16 protein-coding genes are annotated in these 20,055 nt (G+C 72.4%); 10 read left to right on the top strand and 6 right to left on the bottom strand.

The genetic code is table 11. The annotated features are described in order from the left end of the window. Positions 1-69 precede the first annotated feature (69 nt). Positions 70-1,485 carry a M16 family metallopeptidase gene (locus EL340_RS05485; RefSeq protein ID WP_126415334.1) on the top strand — a complete coding sequence of 472 codons (1,416 nt, stop codon included), beginning with the start codon at positions 70-72 and terminating at the stop codon, positions 1,483-1,485. A gap of 99 nt (positions 1,486-1,584) precedes the next feature. On the opposite strand, the gene EL340_RS05480 is transcribed toward EL340_RS05485, so the two are convergent. Then, positions 1,585-2,487, bottom strand: coding sequence for an oxidoreductase (locus EL340_RS05480; protein ID WP_126413772.1), 903 nt, complete (start codon positions 2,485-2,487; stop codon positions 1,585-1,587). Between the two features lie 147 nt (positions 2,488-2,634). Here EL340_RS05480 and EL340_RS05475 point away from each other — a divergent pair, with 147 nt between their 5' ends. Further along, a complete protein-coding gene (locus tag EL340_RS05475; RefSeq protein ID WP_126415333.1) occupies positions 2,635-3,279 on the top strand; it encodes a TetR/AcrR family transcriptional regulator in 645 nt (214 codons plus the stop codon). A gap of 17 nt (positions 3,280-3,296) precedes the next feature. Continuing rightward, positions 3,297-4,049 carry a 4-hydroxy-tetrahydrodipicolinate reductase gene (dapB, locus tag EL340_RS05470; RefSeq protein WP_126413771.1) on the top strand — a complete coding sequence of 251 codons (753 nt, stop codon included), beginning with the start codon at positions 3,297-3,299 and terminating at the stop codon, positions 4,047-4,049. A gap of 22 nt (positions 4,050-4,071) precedes the next feature. On the opposite strand, the gene EL340_RS05465 is transcribed toward dapB, so the two are convergent. Further along, positions 4,072-4,791 carry a GNAT family N-acetyltransferase gene (locus tag EL340_RS05465; protein ID WP_126413770.1) on the bottom strand — a complete coding sequence of 240 codons (720 nt, stop codon included), beginning with the start codon at positions 4,789-4,791 and terminating at the stop codon, positions 4,072-4,074. A gap of 372 nt (positions 4,792-5,163) precedes the next feature. Between EL340_RS05465 and dapA the strand changes: the two genes are divergently transcribed. Together dapA and EL340_RS05455 are read left to right on the top strand one after the other, a co-directional pair. Further along, complete coding sequence (gene dapA / locus EL340_RS05460; RefSeq protein WP_126413769.1) at positions 5,164-6,060, top strand: 4-hydroxy-tetrahydrodipicolinate synthase; 897 nt, start codon at positions 5,164-5,166, stop codon at positions 6,058-6,060. A gap of 27 nt (positions 6,061-6,087) precedes the next feature. Further along, entirely contained in the window at positions 6,088-6,534 is a 447-nt protein-coding gene (locus EL340_RS05455) for a pyrimidine dimer DNA glycosylase/endonuclease V (protein ID WP_197722355.1), read from the top strand. 27 nt (positions 6,535-6,561) lie between these two features. Here the strand turns inward: EL340_RS05455 and EL340_RS05450 are convergent, their stop codons facing one another. The 3 genes from EL340_RS05450 to EL340_RS05440 all read right to left on the bottom strand — a co-directional run bounded on the left by EL340_RS05450 (position 6,562) and on the right by EL340_RS05440 (position 13,213). Further along, a complete protein-coding gene (locus EL340_RS05450) occupies positions 6,562-8,352 on the bottom strand; it encodes an AMP-binding protein (protein ID WP_126413768.1) in 1,791 nt (596 codons plus the stop codon). 68 nt (positions 8,353-8,420) lie between these two features. Next, the gene (locus tag EL340_RS05445; protein ID WP_126413767.1) at positions 8,421-10,376 is read right to left on the bottom strand and encodes an AMP-binding protein; all 1,956 of its coding nucleotides are present in this window, start codon (positions 10,374-10,376) and stop codon (positions 8,421-8,423) included. Between the two features lie 158 nt (positions 10,377-10,534). Further along, the gene (locus tag EL340_RS05440) at positions 10,535-13,213 is read right to left on the bottom strand and encodes a HelD family protein (protein WP_126413766.1); all 2,679 of its coding nucleotides are present in this window, start codon (positions 13,211-13,213) and stop codon (positions 10,535-10,537) included. Between the two features lie 481 nt (positions 13,214-13,694). Here EL340_RS05440 and EL340_RS05435 point away from each other — a divergent pair, with 481 nt between their 5' ends. Then, positions 13,695-14,633, top strand: coding sequence for a PAC2 family protein (locus tag EL340_RS05435; RefSeq protein ID WP_126413765.1), 939 nt, complete (start codon positions 13,695-13,697; stop codon positions 14,631-14,633). Positions 14,634-14,666: 33 nt separating this feature from the next. Here the strand turns inward: EL340_RS05435 and EL340_RS05430 are convergent, their stop codons facing one another. Beyond that, positions 14,667-15,443, bottom strand: a complete 777-nt coding sequence (locus EL340_RS05430; RefSeq protein WP_126415331.1) for a spermidine synthase — start codon at positions 15,441-15,443, stop codon at positions 14,667-14,669. A gap of 230 nt (positions 15,444-15,673) precedes the next feature. On the opposite strand from EL340_RS05430, the gene dinB reads away from it, so the two are divergent. From dinB to rsmH, 4 genes are all read left to right on the top strand, one after another. Next, entirely contained in the window at positions 15,674-16,957 is a 1,284-nt protein-coding gene (gene dinB, locus EL340_RS05425; protein WP_126413764.1) for a DNA polymerase IV, read from the top strand. A 222-nt stretch (positions 16,958-17,179) separates the two neighbouring features. Beyond that, positions 17,180-17,593 carry an SCO2097 family morphological protein gene (locus tag EL340_RS05420; protein ID WP_126413763.1) on the top strand — a complete coding sequence of 138 codons (414 nt, stop codon included), beginning with the start codon at positions 17,180-17,182 and terminating at the stop codon, positions 17,591-17,593. Positions 17,594-18,154: 561 nt separating this feature from the next. After that, entirely contained in the window at positions 18,155-18,586 is a 432-nt protein-coding gene (gene mraZ, locus EL340_RS05415) for a division/cell wall cluster transcriptional repressor MraZ (RefSeq protein ID WP_126413762.1), read from the top strand. Positions 18,587-18,922: 336 nt separating this feature from the next. Continuing rightward, on the top strand, positions 18,923-20,023 hold the full coding sequence (gene rsmH, locus EL340_RS05410; protein ID WP_126413761.1) for a 16S rRNA (cytosine(1402)-N(4))-methyltransferase RsmH: 1,101 nt from the start codon (positions 18,923-18,925) through the stop codon (positions 20,021-20,023). Positions 20,024-20,055: the final 32 nt, after the last annotated feature.

Genomic DNA, 20,055 nt, shown 5'->3' with positions numbered 1-20,055 from the left:
GCGCGGTGGGTTGCCGGAACGACAGCGGGCCCACCTCCCCGTTAGTCTTCGCGGGTGACCAACCCAGACATGCGAACCGGCTCAGCGCAGCCGGCGGCTCCCACGTCCGCAGTCCTTCCCCCGAGCCCGGCAGCAGGGGAGACCTCGAGCCCGACCGACTACTCCGAGGTGGAGCTGCGTCGCGGACGGCCCGGCCGCGACGGTACCGAGCTGACCCTGCACGACGACGGGGCTCTCACCCGCCGCTCCGTCCTGCCCGGCGGGGTGCGTGTCATCACCGAGTCCGTGCCGGGCCTGCGCTCGGCGTCGATCGGCATGTGGTTCGGCGTCGGCAGCCGGGACGAGGCGCCCGGCCAGGAGGGCTCCACCCACTTCCTGGAGCACCTGCTGTTCAAGGGCACCGCCACGCGCGACGCCCACGACATCGCCGAGGCCTTCGACATGATCGGTGGTGAGTCCAACGCCGCCACCTCCAAGGAGCACACCTCCTACTACGCCCGCGTGCTCGCCCCCGACGGCATGGAGGCCCTCGACGTGCTCGCCGACATGGTGACCTCCTCGCTCCTGGAGCCCACCGACGTCGAGACCGAGCGCGGCGTCATCGTCTCCGAGCTCGCCGACGCCGCCGACGACCCCGCCGACGTTGCCCAGGAGGCCTTCGCCCGCGCCGCCTTCGGCGAGGACACGCCGCTGGGCCGCCCCATCGGCGGCACCAACGAGACCGTCACCGCCGTGCCGCGCGACGCCGTGTGGGAGCACTACAAGCGCACCTACGCCTCCGACACCCTCGTGGTGGCGGCCGCCGGCGCCGTCGACCACGACGAGGTCTGCGAGCGCGTGGCCGCCGACCTGGCCGCAGCCGGCTGGGACGCCTCACCCGACGCGGTCCCGCGCGAGCGCCGCTTCGAGATCGAGCCCTTCACGGCCCTGGACGTCCACGACATCACCGTCCCGCGCGAGAGCGAGCAGACCCACCTGTACCTGACCTGTCAGGGCATCGCCGTGCGCGACGAGCGGCGCTGGGCCATGAGCGTGCTCACCACCATCCTGGGCGGGGGCATGTCCTCGCGCCTGTTCCAGGAGGTGCGTGAGAAGCGGGGCCTGGCCTACACCACCTACGCCTTCGACACCTCCTACGCGGGGGCCGGCGCCTTCGGGCTCTACGCCGGCTGCGCCCCCAGCGACGTCGATGAGGTGAGCGCCGTCATGATCGGCGAGTTCGAGAAGCTCGCCGAGCACGGCGTCACCGACCGGGAGATGGCGCGGGCCCGGGGCCAGCTGCGCGGCGCCATGGTGCTCGGCGGGGAGGACTCCCTGGCGCGCATGGGGCGCCTGGGGCGCGCCGAGGTCGTCACCGGGCGCCTGCGCTCGATGGAGGACAACCTGCGCCGCCTGGAGGCCGTGACCCCTGAGGAGGTCCGGGAGATGGCCGCCTGGTTGGTGGACCAGAAGCGCGCCCGCATCCTCGTGGGACCGGTCGACTGACGTCGGCCGCCACCCGGCCCAGTCACGTCAGGGGCCGACGACGGCTGCCGCTCGCAGTACGTCGTCGGCCCCGGTGCTCGTGGTCCGCGCCGGCCTCGATCAGCGCAGCATCCCGAAGGCGGCGCCGATGAGGTGGTCGAAGGCGCGGTCGGGCAGGACACGACGCGCGGCGATGAGCGGCTTGGCCATGAAGCCCACCGCGTAGCGGGTCCGCGGGTGGCGGGCGGTGACGATCTTGCCGACGGTGCGGGCGATGACCTCGGGCGGGGAGTAGCGCCGCTGGTTGGACTCGCTGCGCATGGCTCCGGCCACGGCCTTGATCTGCTCGGCGTACGCGCTGCCCTCGGCGGTGGCCTCCAGGTGGTCGGCGGCGATCGAGGCCCACTCGGTGCGGATCCCGCCGGGCTCGACCACGACGACGTCGATCCCGAAGGGGCGCAGCTCCATGCGCAGCGCGTCGCTGAGGGACTCGACGGCGTACTTGGTGGCGTGGTACCAGCCGCCCAGCGGCGTGGTCAGCTTTCCGCCCATGGAGGAGATGTTGATGATGGTGCCCGAGCCCTGGGTGCGCATGTGCGGGGTCACCAGCTGGGTCAGGCGGGCCAGGCCGAAGACGTTGACCTCGAACTGGCGGCGGGCCTCGTCGATCGGGACGTCCTCGATGGCGCCGTAGGAGCCGTAGCCGGCGTTGTTGACCAGGACGTCGATGCGGCCGGTCTCGGCGAGGATGCGGTCCACGCCGGCGCTCATCGAGGCGTCGTCGGTGACGTCCATGGCCAGCGGGCGGATGCCGTCGGCGGCCAGGGCCTGGAGGCGGTCGGTGCGACGGGCCGCGCCGTAGACGGTGTAGCCCAGCGCCTGGAGCTTGCGGGCGGTGTCCTCGCCGATGCCGGAGGAGGCTCCGGTGACGAGCGCGGTGCGGTTCGACGAATACTCTGAGTGCTCCGATGCGGAGCTCTCGGTGGAGGTCATGGCGGCCTCGGTGGGCGTGGTGGTCGTCATCGTCTGAGGTGTCCTCTCGCTAACCTGAATCTTCGTTCATGTAATATCCTGAACGAGGATTCACCTTTGTGCAACTGAGACACTCGGCACGTCACGGGCTCGTGCTCGGAATGGATAAGGCAGGGAGGACGGAGAAGCGTGACTCGGATGAAGGATGGCGCCGTCGAGCAGGGGGCGGAGCAGCCAGCAACGACTGGGACGTCGCCGGAGCGGTCGTCGAGGCGCGCCGATGCGGTGCGCAACCGGACCGGCATCCTTGAGGCCGCCAGACGACTGGTGACCGAGCGAGGCGCCGAGGTGGCCATGGGGGAGATCGCCCAGGCGGCCGGCGTCGCCGTCGGCACGCTCTACCGGCACTTCCCCAACAAGGCGGACCTGCTCGCGGCGGTCGTCAACCAGTACGTCGAGGCCCTGGCCGCAGACGCTCGGGAGGCGTGGGCGCGGGTCGAGGCCCGCCGGGCCGACGCCGCGCAGGAGCTCCTGGACTTCCTGGAACGGGCACTGGAGATGATCGCGAGGAGTCACTCCGCCAAGACCGTCGCGCTGGCCCTGGGGGCGCCGGTGGAGTGCTCGGAGCCGGAGGCTCGGGCCACTGAGGCGCTGGAGCGCCTCATCGAGGTGGGGCGTGAAGAGGGGCGGCTGCGGGCCGACCTCACCGTCTCCGACCTCTACATCCTCATGGTCTTCTGCCCCGCTGACAGTCCGGTCGAGGTCCGCCGGCGCTGGCTGGAGCTCATCCGCCCCGGCCTGCTGGCGCCGACGGGCAAGACGTCTCCCGCGGCCGGCGAGTGAGTCGCTAGGGTGGAGCCATGACGATTCGCGTAGCTGTTGTGGGCGCCGCCGGGCGCATGGGATCGACCGTCTGCCAGGCGGTCCAGGACGCCGAGGGCCTCGAGCTCGTGGCCCGCCTTGACGTAGGGGACCCCCTCGACGCCGAGCACCTGGCCGGCGCCGACGTCGCCGTCGACTTCACCGTCCCCAGCGTCACCGAGGCCAATGTCCACGCCCTGATTGACGCCGGGGTGGACGTCGTCGTCGGCACCACCGGCTGGAACCAGGAGTCCTACGAGCGCGTCAGCGAGCACCTGGCCCGGCCCGAGGCCGCCGGCCGCAGCGTCCTCATCGCCCCGAACTTCGCCCTGTCCGCGGTGCTCGCTATGAGCCTGGCCGCCAAGGCCGCCCCCTACTTCGAGTCCGCCGAGGTCATCGAGCTCCACCACCCGAACAAGGTCGACGCCCCCTCGGGCACCGCGGTCGCCACCGCCCAGGGCATCGCCGCCGCCCGCGTAGAGGCGGGCCTGGGTGCCATGCCGGACGCCACCCAGACCGACCCGGACGGTGCCCGCGGCGCCGTCGTCGACGGCGTCCACGTCCACGCCGTGCGCCTGCGGGGGCTGACCGCCCACGAGGAGGTCGTGCTCGGCAACCCCGGTGAGCAGCTGACCATCCGCACCGACTCCTTCGACCGGGCCTCCTTCATGCCCGGGGTGGTCCTCGCCGTCCGGCAGGTCTCCAGCCGTCCCGGCCTGACCATCGGCCTGGACGCCCTGCTCGATCTCTAAGGCGGGGGAGTGGCGGGGGACTCTACAGTGAGGCCGCCCAGCAGTCCTCGGTGATGCCCTCGCCGACGCCGAGCACCCGGTGCGCCCCGGTGGGCGCCATGCCGACGGAGGCCAGGAGCCGGCCAACCGACTCATCTCCGCGCACGGCCCAGGCCACCAGCGCCCTGGCGCCGTCCTGGCGGGCCAGGTCCACGGCGGCGGCCAGGAGTCTGGACCCGTGACCTCGGCGCTGGCTGGCGGGCTCCACGCCCAGGGCCGTGACCTCCACGGCCCGGACGCCGGCCTCATCCACCTGGCCCTTGGCGTCCATGGACTGCGTGGGGGCCAGGCCCAGCAGGCCCACCACCGCCCGGTCCTCGGCGCCGCCCCCGGCGGTGGTCGCCACCAGGACGTGGTGCCGGGGCGAGGGCGGCTCGACCACGGCCGCCTCCCAGCCGGCCGCGATGACCGGAGCGGCGATCATGGCCCGCACGCCCTCGGGCAGGGGGGAGTCGTGCTCGGCGGCGTGCCCGGCCTGAAGGGAGGCGAGCATCGTGGCGGCCTGGACCTCGCCGATCGCCTCCAGGTCCTCCACCCGGGCCGGGCGCACGAAGCCCGCCGGGCCCTGGGCGCCGCCATGGGCGTGCTGGTGCGGTGCGCGCGCGTCCAGGTCCGGGCCGAGCCCGTTCAGCGGGTCGGCGCCCGGGAAGGAGCCGTCCGGGCTTGCGGAAGACGAGGGGCTTGCGGGGGTCGAGGAGTCCATACCCCGAGCCTATGACCGTTGCGCATGTCGGTGTCGGAGGCCCGGGCGCCGTGGATACGAGCACAACACTACGCGCACCGCACGCAGTCGCGTCCGGAGGCCCGGGCGCCGTGGGTACGAGGTCTGGAGAAGGCTCGGTGGCAAGGCATGTGGCGGGAAAGTGTCCGTATGGGACGACTTTGACTGCTCGTCTCACGGGGGCGGATTGCGTTTGTGCAGGTCAGAGGGTTCCCGTCTCGGCGCTGGTAGGGGACGGAGGCTTCAAAGTCGTCCCATACGGACAAATCGGCTCGTAGGCTGACCGCTCCTCGCCTATCCGACAGATCGTGAGAACGCGTCTTCCGCCGGACCGGCGCGCGTTAGGGTGGCACCATGAGCGCAGCCCCCTCCCGCAGCTTCGGTTCCGTCGGCGTCGCCATGGTCACGCCCTTCACACCCGACGGGGAGGTCGACTTCGACGCCGCCCGCGCGCTGGCGGCCAGCCTCGTGGACGACGGCGCCGACATGATCCTCCTGTCGGGCACCACCGGCGAGTCCCCGACCACCCACACCCCCGAGAAGCAGGAGCTGATCCGTCAGGTCAAGGACGCCCTGGCCGGGCGCGCCATGGTCATGGCCGGCGCTGGCTCCAACGACACCGCCCACGCGGTGCGCATCGGTCAGGCCTCCCAGGAGGCCGGCGCCGAGGGCCTGCTCATCAACGCCCCCTACTACAACCGCCCCAGCCAGGAGGGCGTCTACCAGCACATCAACGCCGTCGTCGAGGCCACCGACCTGCCCGTCATGATCTACGACATCCCCGGGCGTACCGGTGTGCGGATCACCGAGGCCACTCTGGCCCGCCTGGCCGAGAACCCCCGGGTCAAGGCCGTCAAGGACGCCACCGGGGACGTCGAGCAGGGCTTCCAGCGTATGGAGTCCACCGGCCTGGAGTACTACTCCGGCGATGACGGCCTCAACTTCGCCTGGCTCGCCCACGGCGCCTCCGGCGTCATCTCCGTGGCCGCCCACGCCGATGCCCACTCCTGGCGGGACATGATCGCCGCCGTCGACGCCGGTGACCTGGCCAGTGCCCGCGCCCTGGCCCGGACGCTGCGCCCCCTGGTTCACGCCATCATGGGCGGCGGCCAGGGCGCCGTCATGGCCAAGGAGGCCCTGCACCTGCAGGGGCGCCTGCCCAGCCCCACCCTGCGCCTGCCCCTCGTGCGCGCTGAGGCCGACGAGGTCGCCGCCCTGCGCGAGGTCCTGGCCGCCTCTGGACTGCTGTAGGCCTGTAAGACGGAAAGGGCTGCAGCCGTGCGCATGTGGTCGCTTCACCCCTCCCACCTGGACCGCGTGGGGCTGGTGGCCTGTTGGAGGGAGACACTGCTGGCCCAGGCGGTGCTGGCCGGGCGCACCCGCGGCTACCGCAACCACCCCCAGCTCGAACGCTTTCGCGGCGTGTCCGCCCCGACGACGCCGGCTGCGGTGGTGGCCGCCTACCTGTGGGGGCTGCGTGAGGAGGCCGTCCGGCGCGGCTACCGCTTCGACGCCTCCCGCATCGACGTGCCTGAGGCTGACTGCACCGGCGTCAGCCTGACAGTGACCGAGGGGCAGATGGACTTGGAGCGCAGGCACCTCGAGGTCAAGCTGGCTGGGCGTGCCCCCGAGCTCCCGCCCCTGCCGGACTGCCTCGAGGCGCACCCGATCTTCCGGGTGGTCCCCGGCGACGTCGAGCCCTGGGAGCGGGCGCTCACCCCGTAGCGTCGGCGAGGGACGGCTGGGGACGAGTCAGCTGCCTGCGGCGAGCACCCGTTCGCGCACGACGCGGCGCAGGACCTTGCCGATCTGGGAGCGGGGCATCTCCTCGATGATCTCCAGGCGGTGCGGCAGCGCGTAGCGCGGAACTGTCCGCTCGGCGTGCTCGCGCACCGCCTCCAGGGTCACGGACCCCGGCGTGGCCCCGTCGGCCAGGACGACGGCGGCGCACACAAGCTCGCCCCTGGCGCCGTCGGGCAGTCCCACGACGGCGACGTCGGCCACGCCCTCCAGGGAGCGGATCGCCGCCTCGACCTGACTGGGGTAGACGTTGAAGCCGCCGGTCAGGATGAGCTCGCGCTTGCGGTCGGCCATCCACAGGAAGGAGTCCTCGCGGCGCACGATGTCGCCCGTGCGCAGCCAGCCGCCCGGCAGGGTCGCGGCCCGGGTGGCCGCCTCGTCCTCCCAGTAGCCGGCGAACACCTGGGGGCCGCGCACCAGCAGCTCGCCCGGCTCGCCGTCGGGCACCTCCCGGGACGGGTCCGGGTCCTCGGGGTCGACGACGCGCACATCCGTGGAGGGAAATGGCAGGCCCAGGGCGCCGAGCCGCCGCGAGGGCCCCATGGGCGTGCCCGCGACGATGGGGCTCGTCTCGGTCATGCCGTAGCCCTCGACGAAGAATCCGCCGGTCGCCTTCTCCCAGCGGGCGCCGACCTCCGGAGGCATCGGGGCGGCCCCGCACACCCCGTAGCGCAGGGTGCGCAGGCTCGTGCCCCTCTTCTGGGCGCCGTCGAGGATCCGCTCGAACATGACCGGCACCCCGACGAAGAAGGTGAAGGGGCGCCGCTCGTGCGCGGCGAGCACCTGGTCCACCGAGAACCTGGGCAGCATCACCTGGGTGGCGGCCTTCTGCACCGCGCAGAACAGGTTGAAGGTCAGTCCGAAGGCGTGGAAGAAGGGCAGCAGGCACAGGAAGTTCTCCCCGCCCTCGTGCAGCATCGGCACCCAGGCGATGGCCTGGTTGGCGTTGGCCCGAAGGTTCTGGTGCGTGAGCATCGCGGCCTTGGGGCTGCCGGTCGTCCCGCCGGTGTGCAGCAGGACCGCGACGTCCGAGCCCGCCGGGTAGGGGAAGCGCGAGGGGATCCGGTGGGCGCCGGCCACCTCCCTGTCCCAGGAGCGCACGCCGCCTGGCAGGCTGCCCGCCCGGAAGGCGGCCCTCTGCCGGCGGGCCCGCTCCACCGGCAGGCGCAGCGCGGCGCGAAGGCGCACCGGCATCGCCGCCGAGAGGTCCACGGTGAAGACCGTGCGGCCCCCGAGCCGGTCCCCTCCGGCCACCTGGGCGGCAGGATCCTCAAGATCCCCAGGGGCGCAGACGAGATCGATGCCCTTCTCCCACACGATGACGACCCGCGCCCCGTGCGCGGCCAGCTGGGAGCGGATCTCCTCGGCGGGGGCCAGCGGGTTGTGCTCGGCCACGATCGCCCCGATGCGCAGAGCCCCGTAGAGCGCGACAGCGTGCTGCGGGCAGTTCGGCATGATGAGGGCCACCCGGTCGCCCTTGTGCACGCCCGAGGTGCGCAGTACCTGCGCCGCGCGCTCGGAGGCCTCGAGCAGCTCGCGGTAGGTCATCGCGGCGCCCAGGAAGTCGATGGCGACCCGGTCGGGGTAGAAGCGTGCCGCCGTCTCCAGCAGCCGGCTCAGGGGCCCCTCGGGCACCTCGATCGCCGCGGGGATCCCCGGCTGGTAGTGAGGGCGCAGGTAGCGGCGGTAGTCCTCAGCGGCCTGCTGTGATGAGGCGCCGGCGTCGATGGTGCTGTTGCTCATGTCTGTGGGGGGGCGGGTGGGCGGTCTCGGTGTGTGGAAGCAGTCAGTGGTGCGCAGGGGCGGTGAGCTCAGTGGGAGGCATGGCCGTTCCTGGCATCGTTCTTGGAGTCCTCCCTGACGTCATGCCTGCCGTCGTCCCTGCGCTCGCTCCTGCCGGGCAGGTGCTCGACGATGGAGACGGCCGCCGCCGTCGCGGCACCGGAGGCCGCCTCCCGGGCCGCCAGGAGCTCCTCGCGCACCACGCGCCTCAGCACCTTGCCGATCTGGGAGCGGGGCATCTCGGTAAGGATCGCGATCTGCCGCGGCAGGGCGTAGTTGGACAGGGTCTTGGCCGCCCACTCGCGTACCTGCTCCAGAGTGACCGTCTGGCCCTCCTTGGGCAGGATCGCGGCGACGACGGACTCGTTACCGGCCTCGGCCGGCAGCCCGACGACGGCGACCTCCTCCACCTGAGGCATCGAGCGCACCGCGGCCTCCACCTCCGTGGGGTAGATGTTGAAGCCCCCGGAGATGATGAGCTCCTTGCGGCGGTCGGCGATGACGTAGAAGCCGTCCTCCTCCTGGCGCACCAGGTCGCCGGTGCGCAGCCAGCCTCCGGGCAGCAGCACCTCGGCGCTCTCTGAGGGGTTGTCCCAGTAGCCGGTGAAGACCTGCGGGCCGCGGGCCAGCAGCTCACCGACCTCGCCGGGAGCCACCTCCCGCTCGACGTTCTCGGGGTCCACCAGCCGCACCTGCGTGGAGGGGTAGGGCACCCCCAGGGTGCCGGGCCGGCGCGCAGGAGAGATGGGGTTGCCCAGGATGATGGGGGAGGACTCGGTCATGCCGTAGCCCTCGATGATCGTGCCGCCGGTGGCCTCCTCCCACGCCTGGGCCACGGCCAGCGGGTTGGGGGCCGCCCCGCACACGGCGATCGTGCAGGAGGACAGGTCGGCGCCCGTGGCCCGGGCCCTGGTCACCAGGCGGTCGAACATGACCGGAACCCCCGGGAAGAAGGTCGCCGGGCGCCGCTTCCAGGCGGCCAGCACCAGGTCCGCCCCGAACTTGGGCAGCACCACCTGGGTGGCGGCCAGCCCCACCGCGCACAGCAGCGACAGGGACATCCCGAAGGCGTGGAAGAAGGGCAGGACGGCGTAGAAGGTCTCCTTGCCCAGGCTCGTGGTGCGAGACGCCCAGGCCAGGGACATCTCGGCGTTGGAGCGCAGGTTCTCGTGGGTCAGGCACACCGCCTTGGGCGTGCCCGTGGTCCCACCGGTGTACAGCAGTGCCGCGGTGTCGGAGACCTCTGGCAGGGGGAAGCCCGTGGCCAGGGGCGTGGTCGAGGCCGCCAGGTCGTCCCAGGAGCGCACCCCGGCCGGGACCTTGCCGCGCAGCTCGTGGCGCTGGGTGCGGGCGGCGGCCACCGGCAGCCTCAGGGCCAGGCGGCTGCGCAGCGGCAGGTGACGGGACAGGTCCACCGAGTACACGCTCAGGTCCCCCAGGCCCGCCGCCTCCAGGGAGCCCACCGCCGCCACCAGGCGCTCGAGGGTCTTCTCCCAGGCGATGATGACTCGCCCGCGGTGGATGTGGAACTGCTCGCGCAGCTGGGCGGCCGGGGCCAGCGGGTTGTGCTCGGCGACGATCGCGCCGATACGCCAGGCCGCATAGGCCAGGACCACGTGCTGAGGGCAGTTGGGGAGAATCACCCCGACGACGTCCCCGCGCCCGACCCCCAGACCCCGCAGGGCCTCGGCGGCCCGAGCCACCTGGGTCTCCAGCTGGGAGTAGGTGGTCGTGGCACCCAGGAAGTCCAGAGCGACCCGGTCCGGGAAGTCCCGGGCGGCGTCGCGCAGCATGCAGGACAGGGGCTCGCTGACCGCGGCGATCGTGTCGGGCACCCCGGCCGACCGGTAGACGGCCTCGACAACGGTGTCCCGTGAGGCGCCCGAGCCGGTCGTCGACGTGACGTCATCGGTCGCACCGGGCTCGCCACCGCGGTCTGCGCGGTCGTCGGTCTGCGCGGGTGTCGACGTGCGTGGAGCACTCATGGGTCTTCCCCCTTGTCTGCCGTGAGCCTTCCGCTGACAGGAAGGTCCCGCCCGCCGCGGGCGCCACCGGACGCGACGGCGAGAGGTCAGGAGCAACCGTAACCTACGGTGGCGTAACCTGCGGGCTCAGCGCCGCCGAAGGCCGTGTGCGATCCCGCTCACCGGCTGCCGGAACGAGCCTCAAGCCCCTGCGGCAGGGGAAGACGGCTGACCACCCGCAGACGGCGCGTGGGGCGGGTCATCGCCACATACAGGTCCCCTGCGCTGCGCTCACCGATGTCAGCCGGGTCCACCAGCACGACGACGTCGAACTCCAGCCCCTTGGACAGCACCGGGCTGACCACCAGCAGCCGCGAGCGCAGCACGTCCCCGCCCGGTGCCTCCATCGCGGCGGCCAGGTCCGGGTCCTGGCGCAGCAGCGCCTCGGTGCGGCGAGGCGAGGGCGAGATGACCGCGATGCGCCCGACTCCGGCGCCCACCTCCCGGTCAAGACGGATCGACTCCTCACTCACGGCCTCGCGCAGAGCCTGGGCCCACACGCCGGCAGCCTCAGTGGTCTCAGCGGCTTCCGCGTTCTCTGCGGTGTCGGAGAATGCTGAGATATCAGCGACCTCAGTGATCTCGAGGCAGTCGGGCAGGTCGCGCACCGAGCGCACCGGGTAGACCGGCGGGTGACCCAGCCGCGTCACCGTCTCCTCGGCCACCTCCATGATCGTGGCCGGCGTGCGGTAGCAGACGCTGAGAGCCTCCTCGCGCAGCGGGGTCGACCCGCCGCGCGAGCGCCCCGACTGCCTGCCCTGCCGGGAGCGCGAACGGGCCCGGTGACGGGACTGGGACCGGGACCGCCCGCCAGGCTCCTGCGCCGCCGTCCCCAGGGCGGAGAGCACCTCGCCCCAGCTGTCCGGGGCGTGGGGTCCGGAGTACTGGGCCAGGTCCCCCACCACCGTGAAGGAGCGCACCGGGCAGCGGCGCGCCAGCGCCCGCCAGGCCATGGCACCGAGCTCCTGGGCCTCGTCGACGACGACGTGCCCGTAGGTCCACGTCCGATCCGCCCGCGCCCGCTCGGCCAGGGTGAGCGTGGGACCTCCCTGGGAGACCCGGTCGGCGAGCATCTCGGCGCTGACCATCCCGTCACCCAGGTCCTGGGCCTCGATCGCCTGAGCCGCGTAGGCCACCAGGTCCTCGCGGCGTCGGGCCTCCAGCCGGGCGCGTCGGGCCTGGGCGTCCTCACTGGGGCCCAGCAGCTCGGCCAGCTCGTCAATGAGCGGGATGTCCGCCGGCGTGAGAGCACCTCCCGGCTCCCGGTACAGCAGCGCCCGCTCCCGCTCGCTCAGGGAGGGGGCCACCTGCTCCAGGAGGGCCGGGCGGCTCCACAGCCGCTCCAGCAGCCCCTCGGGCGTCGTCGGCATCCAGCACAGGTTGATCTCCCGGCGGGCGTCGCGGGCGGTGCGGATGTCCTCGCGGATCCATGCGCGCGTGTCCGCGTCCGAGGCGTCCTGGTTGGTGGCCGCCGCGTACTGGTCGGTCAGGCGCTCCAGCAGCCACAGCACGAAGGTCTCCCGGGCCAGGTTGTGGGGCTTGCCGCCCCGGCGGGCCCGTGAGCCCGCCTCGCGCACGTCGCCGGGCTCCAGCCTCAGACGCACCCCCTGGACCTCGATCTCGCGCGGGGCCTCGGGGACCCGCTGCAGGCCCCGCACCGCGGTCTCCAGGGCCTTGACCCACAGGGAGCGCCCCTTGATCTCGGCGATGCGGGCGTCCTCCTGCGCCGTGGCCCGAACCCCCGGAACCAGGTCCCCGATCGTCGTGGAGACCACACCCGTCTCACCCAGGGAGGGCAGCACCTGCTCCACATAGCGCAGGAAGGTCCGCGACGGTCCCACCAGCAGCACGCCCGAGCGCTCCAGGCGCTCGCGCTCGGAGTAGAACAGGTAGGCCACCCGGTGCAGCGCCACCGCCGTCTTGCCCGTTCCCGGGCCGCCCTGGACCACGAGCACGCCCCGTCCCGAGGAGGTGACGATCCGGTCCTGCTCGGCCTGGATCGTGGCCACGATGTCACCCATCCGGCCGTCACGGGCCGTGGACATCGCGGCGATGAGGGCGCCCTCGCCCTGCAGCTGCCCGGCGGCCACCGCGGCCCCGGACGAGCCCTCCGGGGCGCCGTCGGCCCCCAAGGCGTCCAGGTCGAGGACCTCGTCCTCCACCCCGAGCACCCGGCGGGTCCGGGTGTCGATGTGCCGACGGCGCACCAGCCCCATGGGGTGGGAGGCCGTGGCCTGGTAGAAGGCCCGGGCCAGGGGCGCGCGCCAGTCCAGGATCACCTCGCGGTGCTGAGCGTCCTGCAGCCCGATCCGACCCACGTAGTGGCGCCGCCCCCCATCGGTCACCGGGGAGGAGCTGCCCACGCCCCGGCCCGAGCCGGGAGAGAACGCCGACCCGGCCCCGGAGGCGGTACCCGCGTCGGCTGATCCCGCCGCGTCGTCGGGCGCCCGGCTCATGTCCATCCGCCCGAAGACCAGGCGGTCCTCGACCCCCTCCAGGGAGGAGACCAGCGACGAGTAGTGCACGGCGTAGGCGTCGCGCTCCCCGCGTGACTGGTGGGTGCCGCTGACGCCCTGGGCCTCGGTACGGGCCAGGGAACGACGGGCCTGGGCGAGCTGACGGTCCAGCTCGCTGTAGGCGAGGTCGACGACCTCCTGCTCGCCGCGCACCTCGCGCTCGCGGACGCTGCCCGCGTTGTCTCCCGCAGCGTCTTGTGCAGCGTCTTCCGCCCGCTGACGTGTCTCCCGCTGGGACTGCGGCGGGTGAGAGGGGATCGTCTGACTCACAAAGCCTCGCATCGGTTCGGGTTCTGGCCGGTGGGCGCGCAAGGAGCACTCACCGGCACTGGTTGACGCTGACGGGTACTGGGGTCGGTGATGGCTTCAGTACGGTCGACCCATTATTCTCCTGCTGAAGCCCCGGTGGGGACGCCGAGGGCGAACACGTCGCCCGAACCCGGTGCGGGCGGGAACATCGACAATCCAGAAGGTGTTGGCAGAAGTGCCGAGGACGCTATCCGCTGTTCCCAGGCACTCACCCGGACGAATCCTGATAAAACGCCGAATCTCGTCACCGAGTCGACGTCGCCCGACCATGGCAGGGACGAGCCGAGTACCGAGCCAAGACCATGTTGAGACCGCTGAGACCATTGCACGACACGTACACGAACCTTCCCGGCCCCGTCGGCCTCGCCTCCTGCTCCGGCAGCAGGACGGTGGGCCCGGAGGCGGACAGGAGCCGTGGGAGGACGGACCAGACCAGACAGGAGGAGACGGGCTCGTGAGACCACTGTTCACCATCCAGCACCCCGCGGATCAGCCGATCTCCCCGAGGGTCCTCATCCACTACTTCGAGGGGGCCATGGACGCCGGCAACGCCGGTGCCCTGGCCGTCGACCAGCTGCTGATGACCCTGCCCAGCGAGCGCCTGGCCACCTTCGACATCGACGCCCTCGTGGACTACCGCGCCCGGCGCCCCACGATGACCTTCGTCCACAACACCTACTCCTCGGTCGTCATGCCCGAGCTGGTCCTCGACCTCCTCCATGACGACGACGGCGAGGACCTCCTGCTGCTCCACGGCAGCGAGCCGGACTACCGGTGGGACGAGTTCGTCGGGGCCGTGGCGCACCTGGCCGTGTCCATGGGCGTGAGCCAGGCGATCGGTATGAGCGGCATCCCCATGGCCGTGCCCCACACGCGTCCGACCTACGTGCATCACCACGGCAGCCAGCCCGACCTGCTGCCCAACCAGCCCGAGCTCTTCGGCCACGTCGAGCTGCCCGGCTCGATGTCGGCCTACCTCGAGCTGCGGCTGGGCGAGCTGGGCCTGGACTCCCGGGGCGTGTCGGCCGCGATCCCGCACTACGTGGCCCGAGACGAGTTCCCGCAAGGGGCCTCGGCGCTGCTGACCGCCGTCGTGCAGGCCACCGGCCTGGCCCTGCCGGTGGGGGACCTGGAGGCCGCAGCCAGCATCAACCGCGCCGAGATCAATGCCGAGGCCGCCCAGCAGCCGGAGGTCAGCGCCGTCGTCTCCGCCCTGGAGGCCCAGTACGACGCCATGGCCCCCCGGATCGCCACCGGTGAGGTGGACACGACCGCCCCCGTCCTCAACCTGCCCAGCGCCGACGAGATCGGCGCCCGTCTGGAGGCCTTCCTGGAGGCCAACGACTCCGGGGACCTGGGCCCCCAGGGGTGGAACCCCGGACGCGGGGGCTGACGGCGAGCCCGACCGGGCTGAGAGCCTGCCGCCTCAGCGGGCCCGGCCGCCCTCGGGGCGCGGCAGCGCGGGGTCATCGGCCTGCCAGGTGCGCACCGGCAGCGGCAGACGGCGCACCGCCCGCTCGACCTCCTCGAGCTCGGGAGCCGTGAAGGGCTCACGACGGGCCACCAGCACCAGGTTCCCCCGACGCCGGCCGCGCACCGCCGCCGGGTCGGCGACGACCACCAGGCCGGAGGAGCCCGCCCCCAGCGCCTCCCTGAGCGCCTCGATCTCGGCCCCGGCCTGAGCCCGGGGCACGGAGGAGGTGTTGACCAGCAGCAGCCCGCCGGGCGCGAGGGCCTCCAGACACGAGGCCAGGAACTCCCGGCTCCGGCAGGGCGCCGGCACGCTGCCGCCGTTGAACACGTCCCGCACGACGACGTCCCACTGGCCGGGCCGCAGCCCTGCAACCACCTCGGCGGCGTCACCCACCCGGATCCGCAGCCTGGGGGAGCGGGGCAGGTCGAACCAGGTGCGCACCCGGGCAGCCAGGATCTCGTCGATCTCGACGGCGACCTGCTGGGAGCCGGGCCGGGCGGCGTCCCACGCCCTGGCCAGGGCGCAGCCCGCCCCACCCAGGTGGAGGGCCCTGACGGGGCCGCCCCCTCCGCGCAGCGCCGTCAGCACCGCGTCCATCTGCTGGTGGTACTCGAAGTCCAGGTGGGACGGATCGCGCAGGTCCAGGAAGGAGGACTCCGCGCCGTCCAGCATGAGGAGGACACCGGTATCGCGCGCCACCAGCTCGGCCGTGGCGAAGGAGGTCCGCACCGGGCCGGAGGGCAGGCCCGTGAGCGCCGGGGCGCCGGAGGCCCTGCGTTTACGTGTCACAGGTCCACGGTAGCCTGAGAGGAGCTGAGGGAGGCTTCGGCCGGGCACCGGGTATGTGCCGGGCGCTGTCGGCCGGGACGCCTCGGACGCACCGCGCGTCAGCGGCACGCCAGGGGCTCGCCGGGCGGGCCCGTCGCTCTCAGCCCGTCGTTGTCACTGAGGAGGTGGAGATGAGCCGGGCGCCCCGTTCCCAGGCCGCGCGCCGCTCCTGGGGGGACGACGACTCCGCGACCCCCATCATCCACGTCGACATGGACGCGTTCTTCGCCTCGGTCGAGCTCCTCGAGCACCCCGAGCTGGTCGGCCGTCCCGTCATCGTGGGCGGCCGCGACGGCCGGGGCGTCGTCTCGGCCGCCTCCTACGAGGCCCGCGCCTTCGGCGTCTCCTCGGCGATGTCCATGGCCGAGGCCTCCCGGCGCTGCCCCCAGGCCGTGGTCCTGCCCGTGCGCCACGGCCTCTACTCCCAGGTCTCGGCCCAGGTCATGTCCGTCCTGGCGGAGGTCACTCCCGTCCTGGAGAAGGTGAGTATCGACGAGGCCTTCCTGGACGTGACCGGGGCCAGGCGCCGCATGGGCACCCCGGTGACCATCGGCAGGTGGATCCGCTCCGAGGTCCGTCGGCGCGTGGGCGTTCCGGCCTCGGTGGGCATCGCCTCCACCAAGTTCGTCGCCAAGCTCGCCTCGTCCCACGCCAAGCCCGACGGGCTGCTCCTCATCCCGGCCGAGGCCACACAGGACTTCCTCAACCTGCTGCCGGTCGGAGCGCTGTGGGGCGTGGGCGCCCGAACCCAGGAGGTCCTGGCCAGGTGGGGCATCAACGACGTGCGCACCCTGGCGAGCACCGACGTGCGCCACCTGGAGAAGATCCTGGGACGAGCCGCCGGACGTCACCTGCACGAGCTGTCCCACGGACTCGACCCCCGCCGCGTGGAGCCGGTGCGTGAGGAGAAGTCGGTGGGCACCGAGACGACCTTCTTCGACACGGTCACCGACCGCGAGCACGCCAGACGGGTCCTGCTGGACCAGACCCATCAGTGCGCCGCCCGCCTGCGAGCGGGGGACCTGAGGTGCCGCGTCGTCGTCCTCAAGGCCAGAGGGGCCGACTTCGCCACCGTCACCCGCTCACGCACCCTGGCGGTTCCCACCGACCTCGCCCACGACATCTGGGAGACCGTCTCCACGCTCTACTCCGCCCTGCCCACGCCGGCCGGCGGCTTCCGCCTCCTGGGCGTGCGGGTCGAGGGACTGCTGCGCCCCGACGACGGCGTGCAGCTCCTCCTGGACGAGGACCCTCGGCGCGGCGCCTCGGAACGAGCGGCCGACGCCGTGCGCCGCAGGTGGGGCGACGGTGCTCTGGCACCGGCCAGCCTCCTGGGAGGGGGCGGGAGCGGGGCCGCTCGACCGGCGCGCGGCGACCGGAGTCGGCCGAGGCGCGATGATGAGGCGGGGCGGTGAGGGCCAGGTGAGGGCCACGGGCAGGAGCGGTGAGCCGGTGAGTCTGAGTCAAGGAGACGAGGCGTCAGGCGGTCCGGGTCGATCCGGGGTCCAGGCGCGCCGCCTCGGCTCATCCCACCAATCTCGACCAACCTGTCCCGCGAGTTTCTCCTGAGCCCCCACAGCGCCTATCCTGGCAACTACGGCGCAGATCCCCGGCCCCGCCCGGAAGCAAGGAGCATGATGGCACTGTCAGAGCGAGAGCAGCAGGTCCTGCGGGACCTGGAGTCGCAGCTCCACCAGGACGACCCCGACCTGGCGCAGACGCTCCAACGTGAGGAGCGTCGGCTCTCGCGCCCCTCGCCCCGCCATATCGGTGGGGGAGTGGCCCTGGTGCTCATCGGTCTGGCCCTTCTCATTGCTGGGGTCTCGGTGCGCCACAACCTCGTCTCCATCCTGCTGGGGGTCGCGGGCTTCCTTGTGGCCGTCGGCGGGGTGGCCCTGGCCCTGACCCGGGTCGAGAGCCCCTCGGGCTCGAACCGGTCCGCCACCGGTGGCGGCAAGTCCGGCCGGGGCAAGAGTGGCGGGAGGAAGCGCTCCTCCTTCATGGACCGGCAGTCCGAGCGGTGGGAGCGCCGTCGCGACTCCGAGGACTGACGCGCCGCCCCGGCTCGATCCGCTCGATCCGCCTCACCTCCTCCTCCGAGGTCGTCTCTGCTGACGAGGTCCCCACTTCCCTCCACCACCCTCACCCCCACTTCCCTCCACCCCTCCCGCATCTGCAGGTCCTGTCCCCGACGCTCACCGGCTCGGGACGGGGCCTGTAGGTTGTCGGCTCCTCACCAGATCTCTGCAAGGCCCGCGGGATCACAGGGGATTCCAAGCAACTCCAGGGACCTTCCAGAAGAGCCGCGTCACCTGGGCCTCATCGCCTGAAGTCTGCGTGCAGGCCGGGTGAAGCCTGCTTTTTTCCTGTGCGTCCACCACGCCGAGAAGGTGGTGGCGAATGCCTCCCTCCACTGCCCCTCCACCTTCCTCCACAACCTTTGCCGTCACCCATGATGCCCGCGATATCAACGAAAAACGAGGTCGCCTCGGCAGTGGTGCCGCGCCGGTGATGCGTAGTTGTGATGTGCTCGCAGGGGAGGGGTGGGAGAAAAGGGAGGGAAGTGGAGTAGGGTGGGGTGCACGGGGTCGTCGAGGGGAAGGAGGTGGCTCATGTTCCTGGGAACGCATGCACCCAAGCTGGACGAGAAGGGCCGTCTCATCCTCCCGGCGAAGTTCCGTGAGGAGCTTGCGGGCGGCGTGGTTCTGACCCGAGGTCAGGAGCACTGCCTGTACGCCTTCACTGCTGCCGAGTTCGAGCGCATGTACGCCCAGCTGCGTGAGGCGCCCCTCGCCCAGAAGCAGGCGCGTGACTACGTGCGCGTCATGCTCTCGGGAGCGGACTCGCAGATCCCGGACAAGCAGGGCCGCATCACGCTGCCGGCACCACTGAGGGCCTATGCGGGCCTGAAGAAGGACCTGGCCGTGATCGGAGCCGGGGCCCGGGTGGAGATCTGGGACGCCGAGTCCTGGAGCACCTACCTGGCCGCTCAGGAGCAGGTCTTCGCCGACACGGCAGAGGAGATCATCCCCGGCTTCTTCTGAGCCGGAACCGGCCGAACCGCCGGCTGGACCCAACTGAACACCGTGGACCGCACGCCGTGGCCGTCAGGGCTCTGGTGAGCCATCTCGTGAGGTCTCCGCCCGATGTCGCGTCCGACGCCTCTTCCCCGGCGCCGGAACCACGGGAGGAGTCCTGGCGAGATGGCCACCGCCGGTCCGCGAACCGACGTCGAGGACGGGCAGCCGACTCGACAGACCGACGCTTCGCAGCCCCTCACGGGGAGTCGAGCCACCCGGCACCAGGCACGTCCAGTGCCCGGCACCGGGCGAGCACCAGGAACCATTACCAGGAACCAGCACCAGGAAGGAGAGCGCCGCATGACCAGCCCACAGGCTCAGGCAACCGCCGACGCCGCCGGCCGGCACGAGCCGGTGCTCCTCCAGCGCTGCCTGGACCTGCTCGCCCCCGCGATCGAGGGAGCCCCTGCGAGGCCGGTCATGATCGACTGCACCCTGGGCATGGGAGGCCACAGCGAGGCGGCGCTCGAGAGCTTCCCCCGTCTGCGCGTGGTGGGCATCGACCGCGACCCCGAGGCGATCGCACTGGCCTCGGCGCGCCTGGAGCGCTTCGGCGACCGCTTCGTGGCGGTTCAGACCACCTACGACGCCGTGAACCGGGTCGCCCGTGAGCACTCCGTGAGCGCGGACAGGACGGTCGACGCCGTCCTCATGGACCTGGGCGTCTCCTCCCTTCAGCTCGACGAGGCCTCACGGGGATTCTCATACGCCCGTCCCGCGCCCCTGGACATGCGCATGGACCAGGGCTCGGGGACCACCGCCCAGGAGCTGCTGGAGACCTCCGGCGCCGCCGAGCTCACCCACATCCTGCGCACCTACGGCGAGGAGCGATTCGCCTCCCGTATCGCCGCCGCCATCGTGCGTCGCCGTGAGGCGGGCGAGCCGGTCGCCAGCACGCAGGACCTGGCCGAGCTCGTCCGTCAGGCGGTGCCGGCGGCGGCTCGCCGCAGCGGCGGGCACCCGGCCAAACGGACCTTCCAGGCGCTGCGCATCGCCGTCAACGCCGAGCTCGACGTCCTGGAGCGGGCCGTTCCCCTGGCACTCAACAGCCTGCGCGTCGGGGGGCGTCTGGTGGTGGAGTCCTACCAGTCCCTGGAGGACCGCATCGTCAAGCGGGCCCTCAACCACGGGGCCACCTCCCGGGCGCCGCAGGACCTGCCGGTCGTGCCCGAGGCGGACCGCCCCTACCTCGAGCTGCTCACCAACGGTGCGGAGAAGGCCGACGCCCGCGAGCTCGACCACAACCCCCGCTCCGCCCCGGTGCGCCTGCGCGCAGCCGCACGCATCCGCCCGGTCGACCAGGCCCCCGCACCAGAGGCCGGACCGGTGCCGAACGCAGGGCGCAGCCCGCGCCCGGGTCGCAAGCCCGGGCTCCGGCCCGGCCGGCACCGGCCGACCTAGCCGGCCACCGCCGGTTGCCGCCGGCCGCCACC

Source organism: Actinomyces viscosus, from assembly GCF_900637975.1.
Taxonomy (GTDB): domain Bacteria; phylum Actinomycetota; class Actinomycetes; order Actinomycetales; family Actinomycetaceae; genus Actinomyces; species Actinomyces viscosus.
The sequence above is the reverse complement of the archived record's forward strand: the minus strand, read 5'-3'. Positions and strand labels throughout refer to the sequence as shown.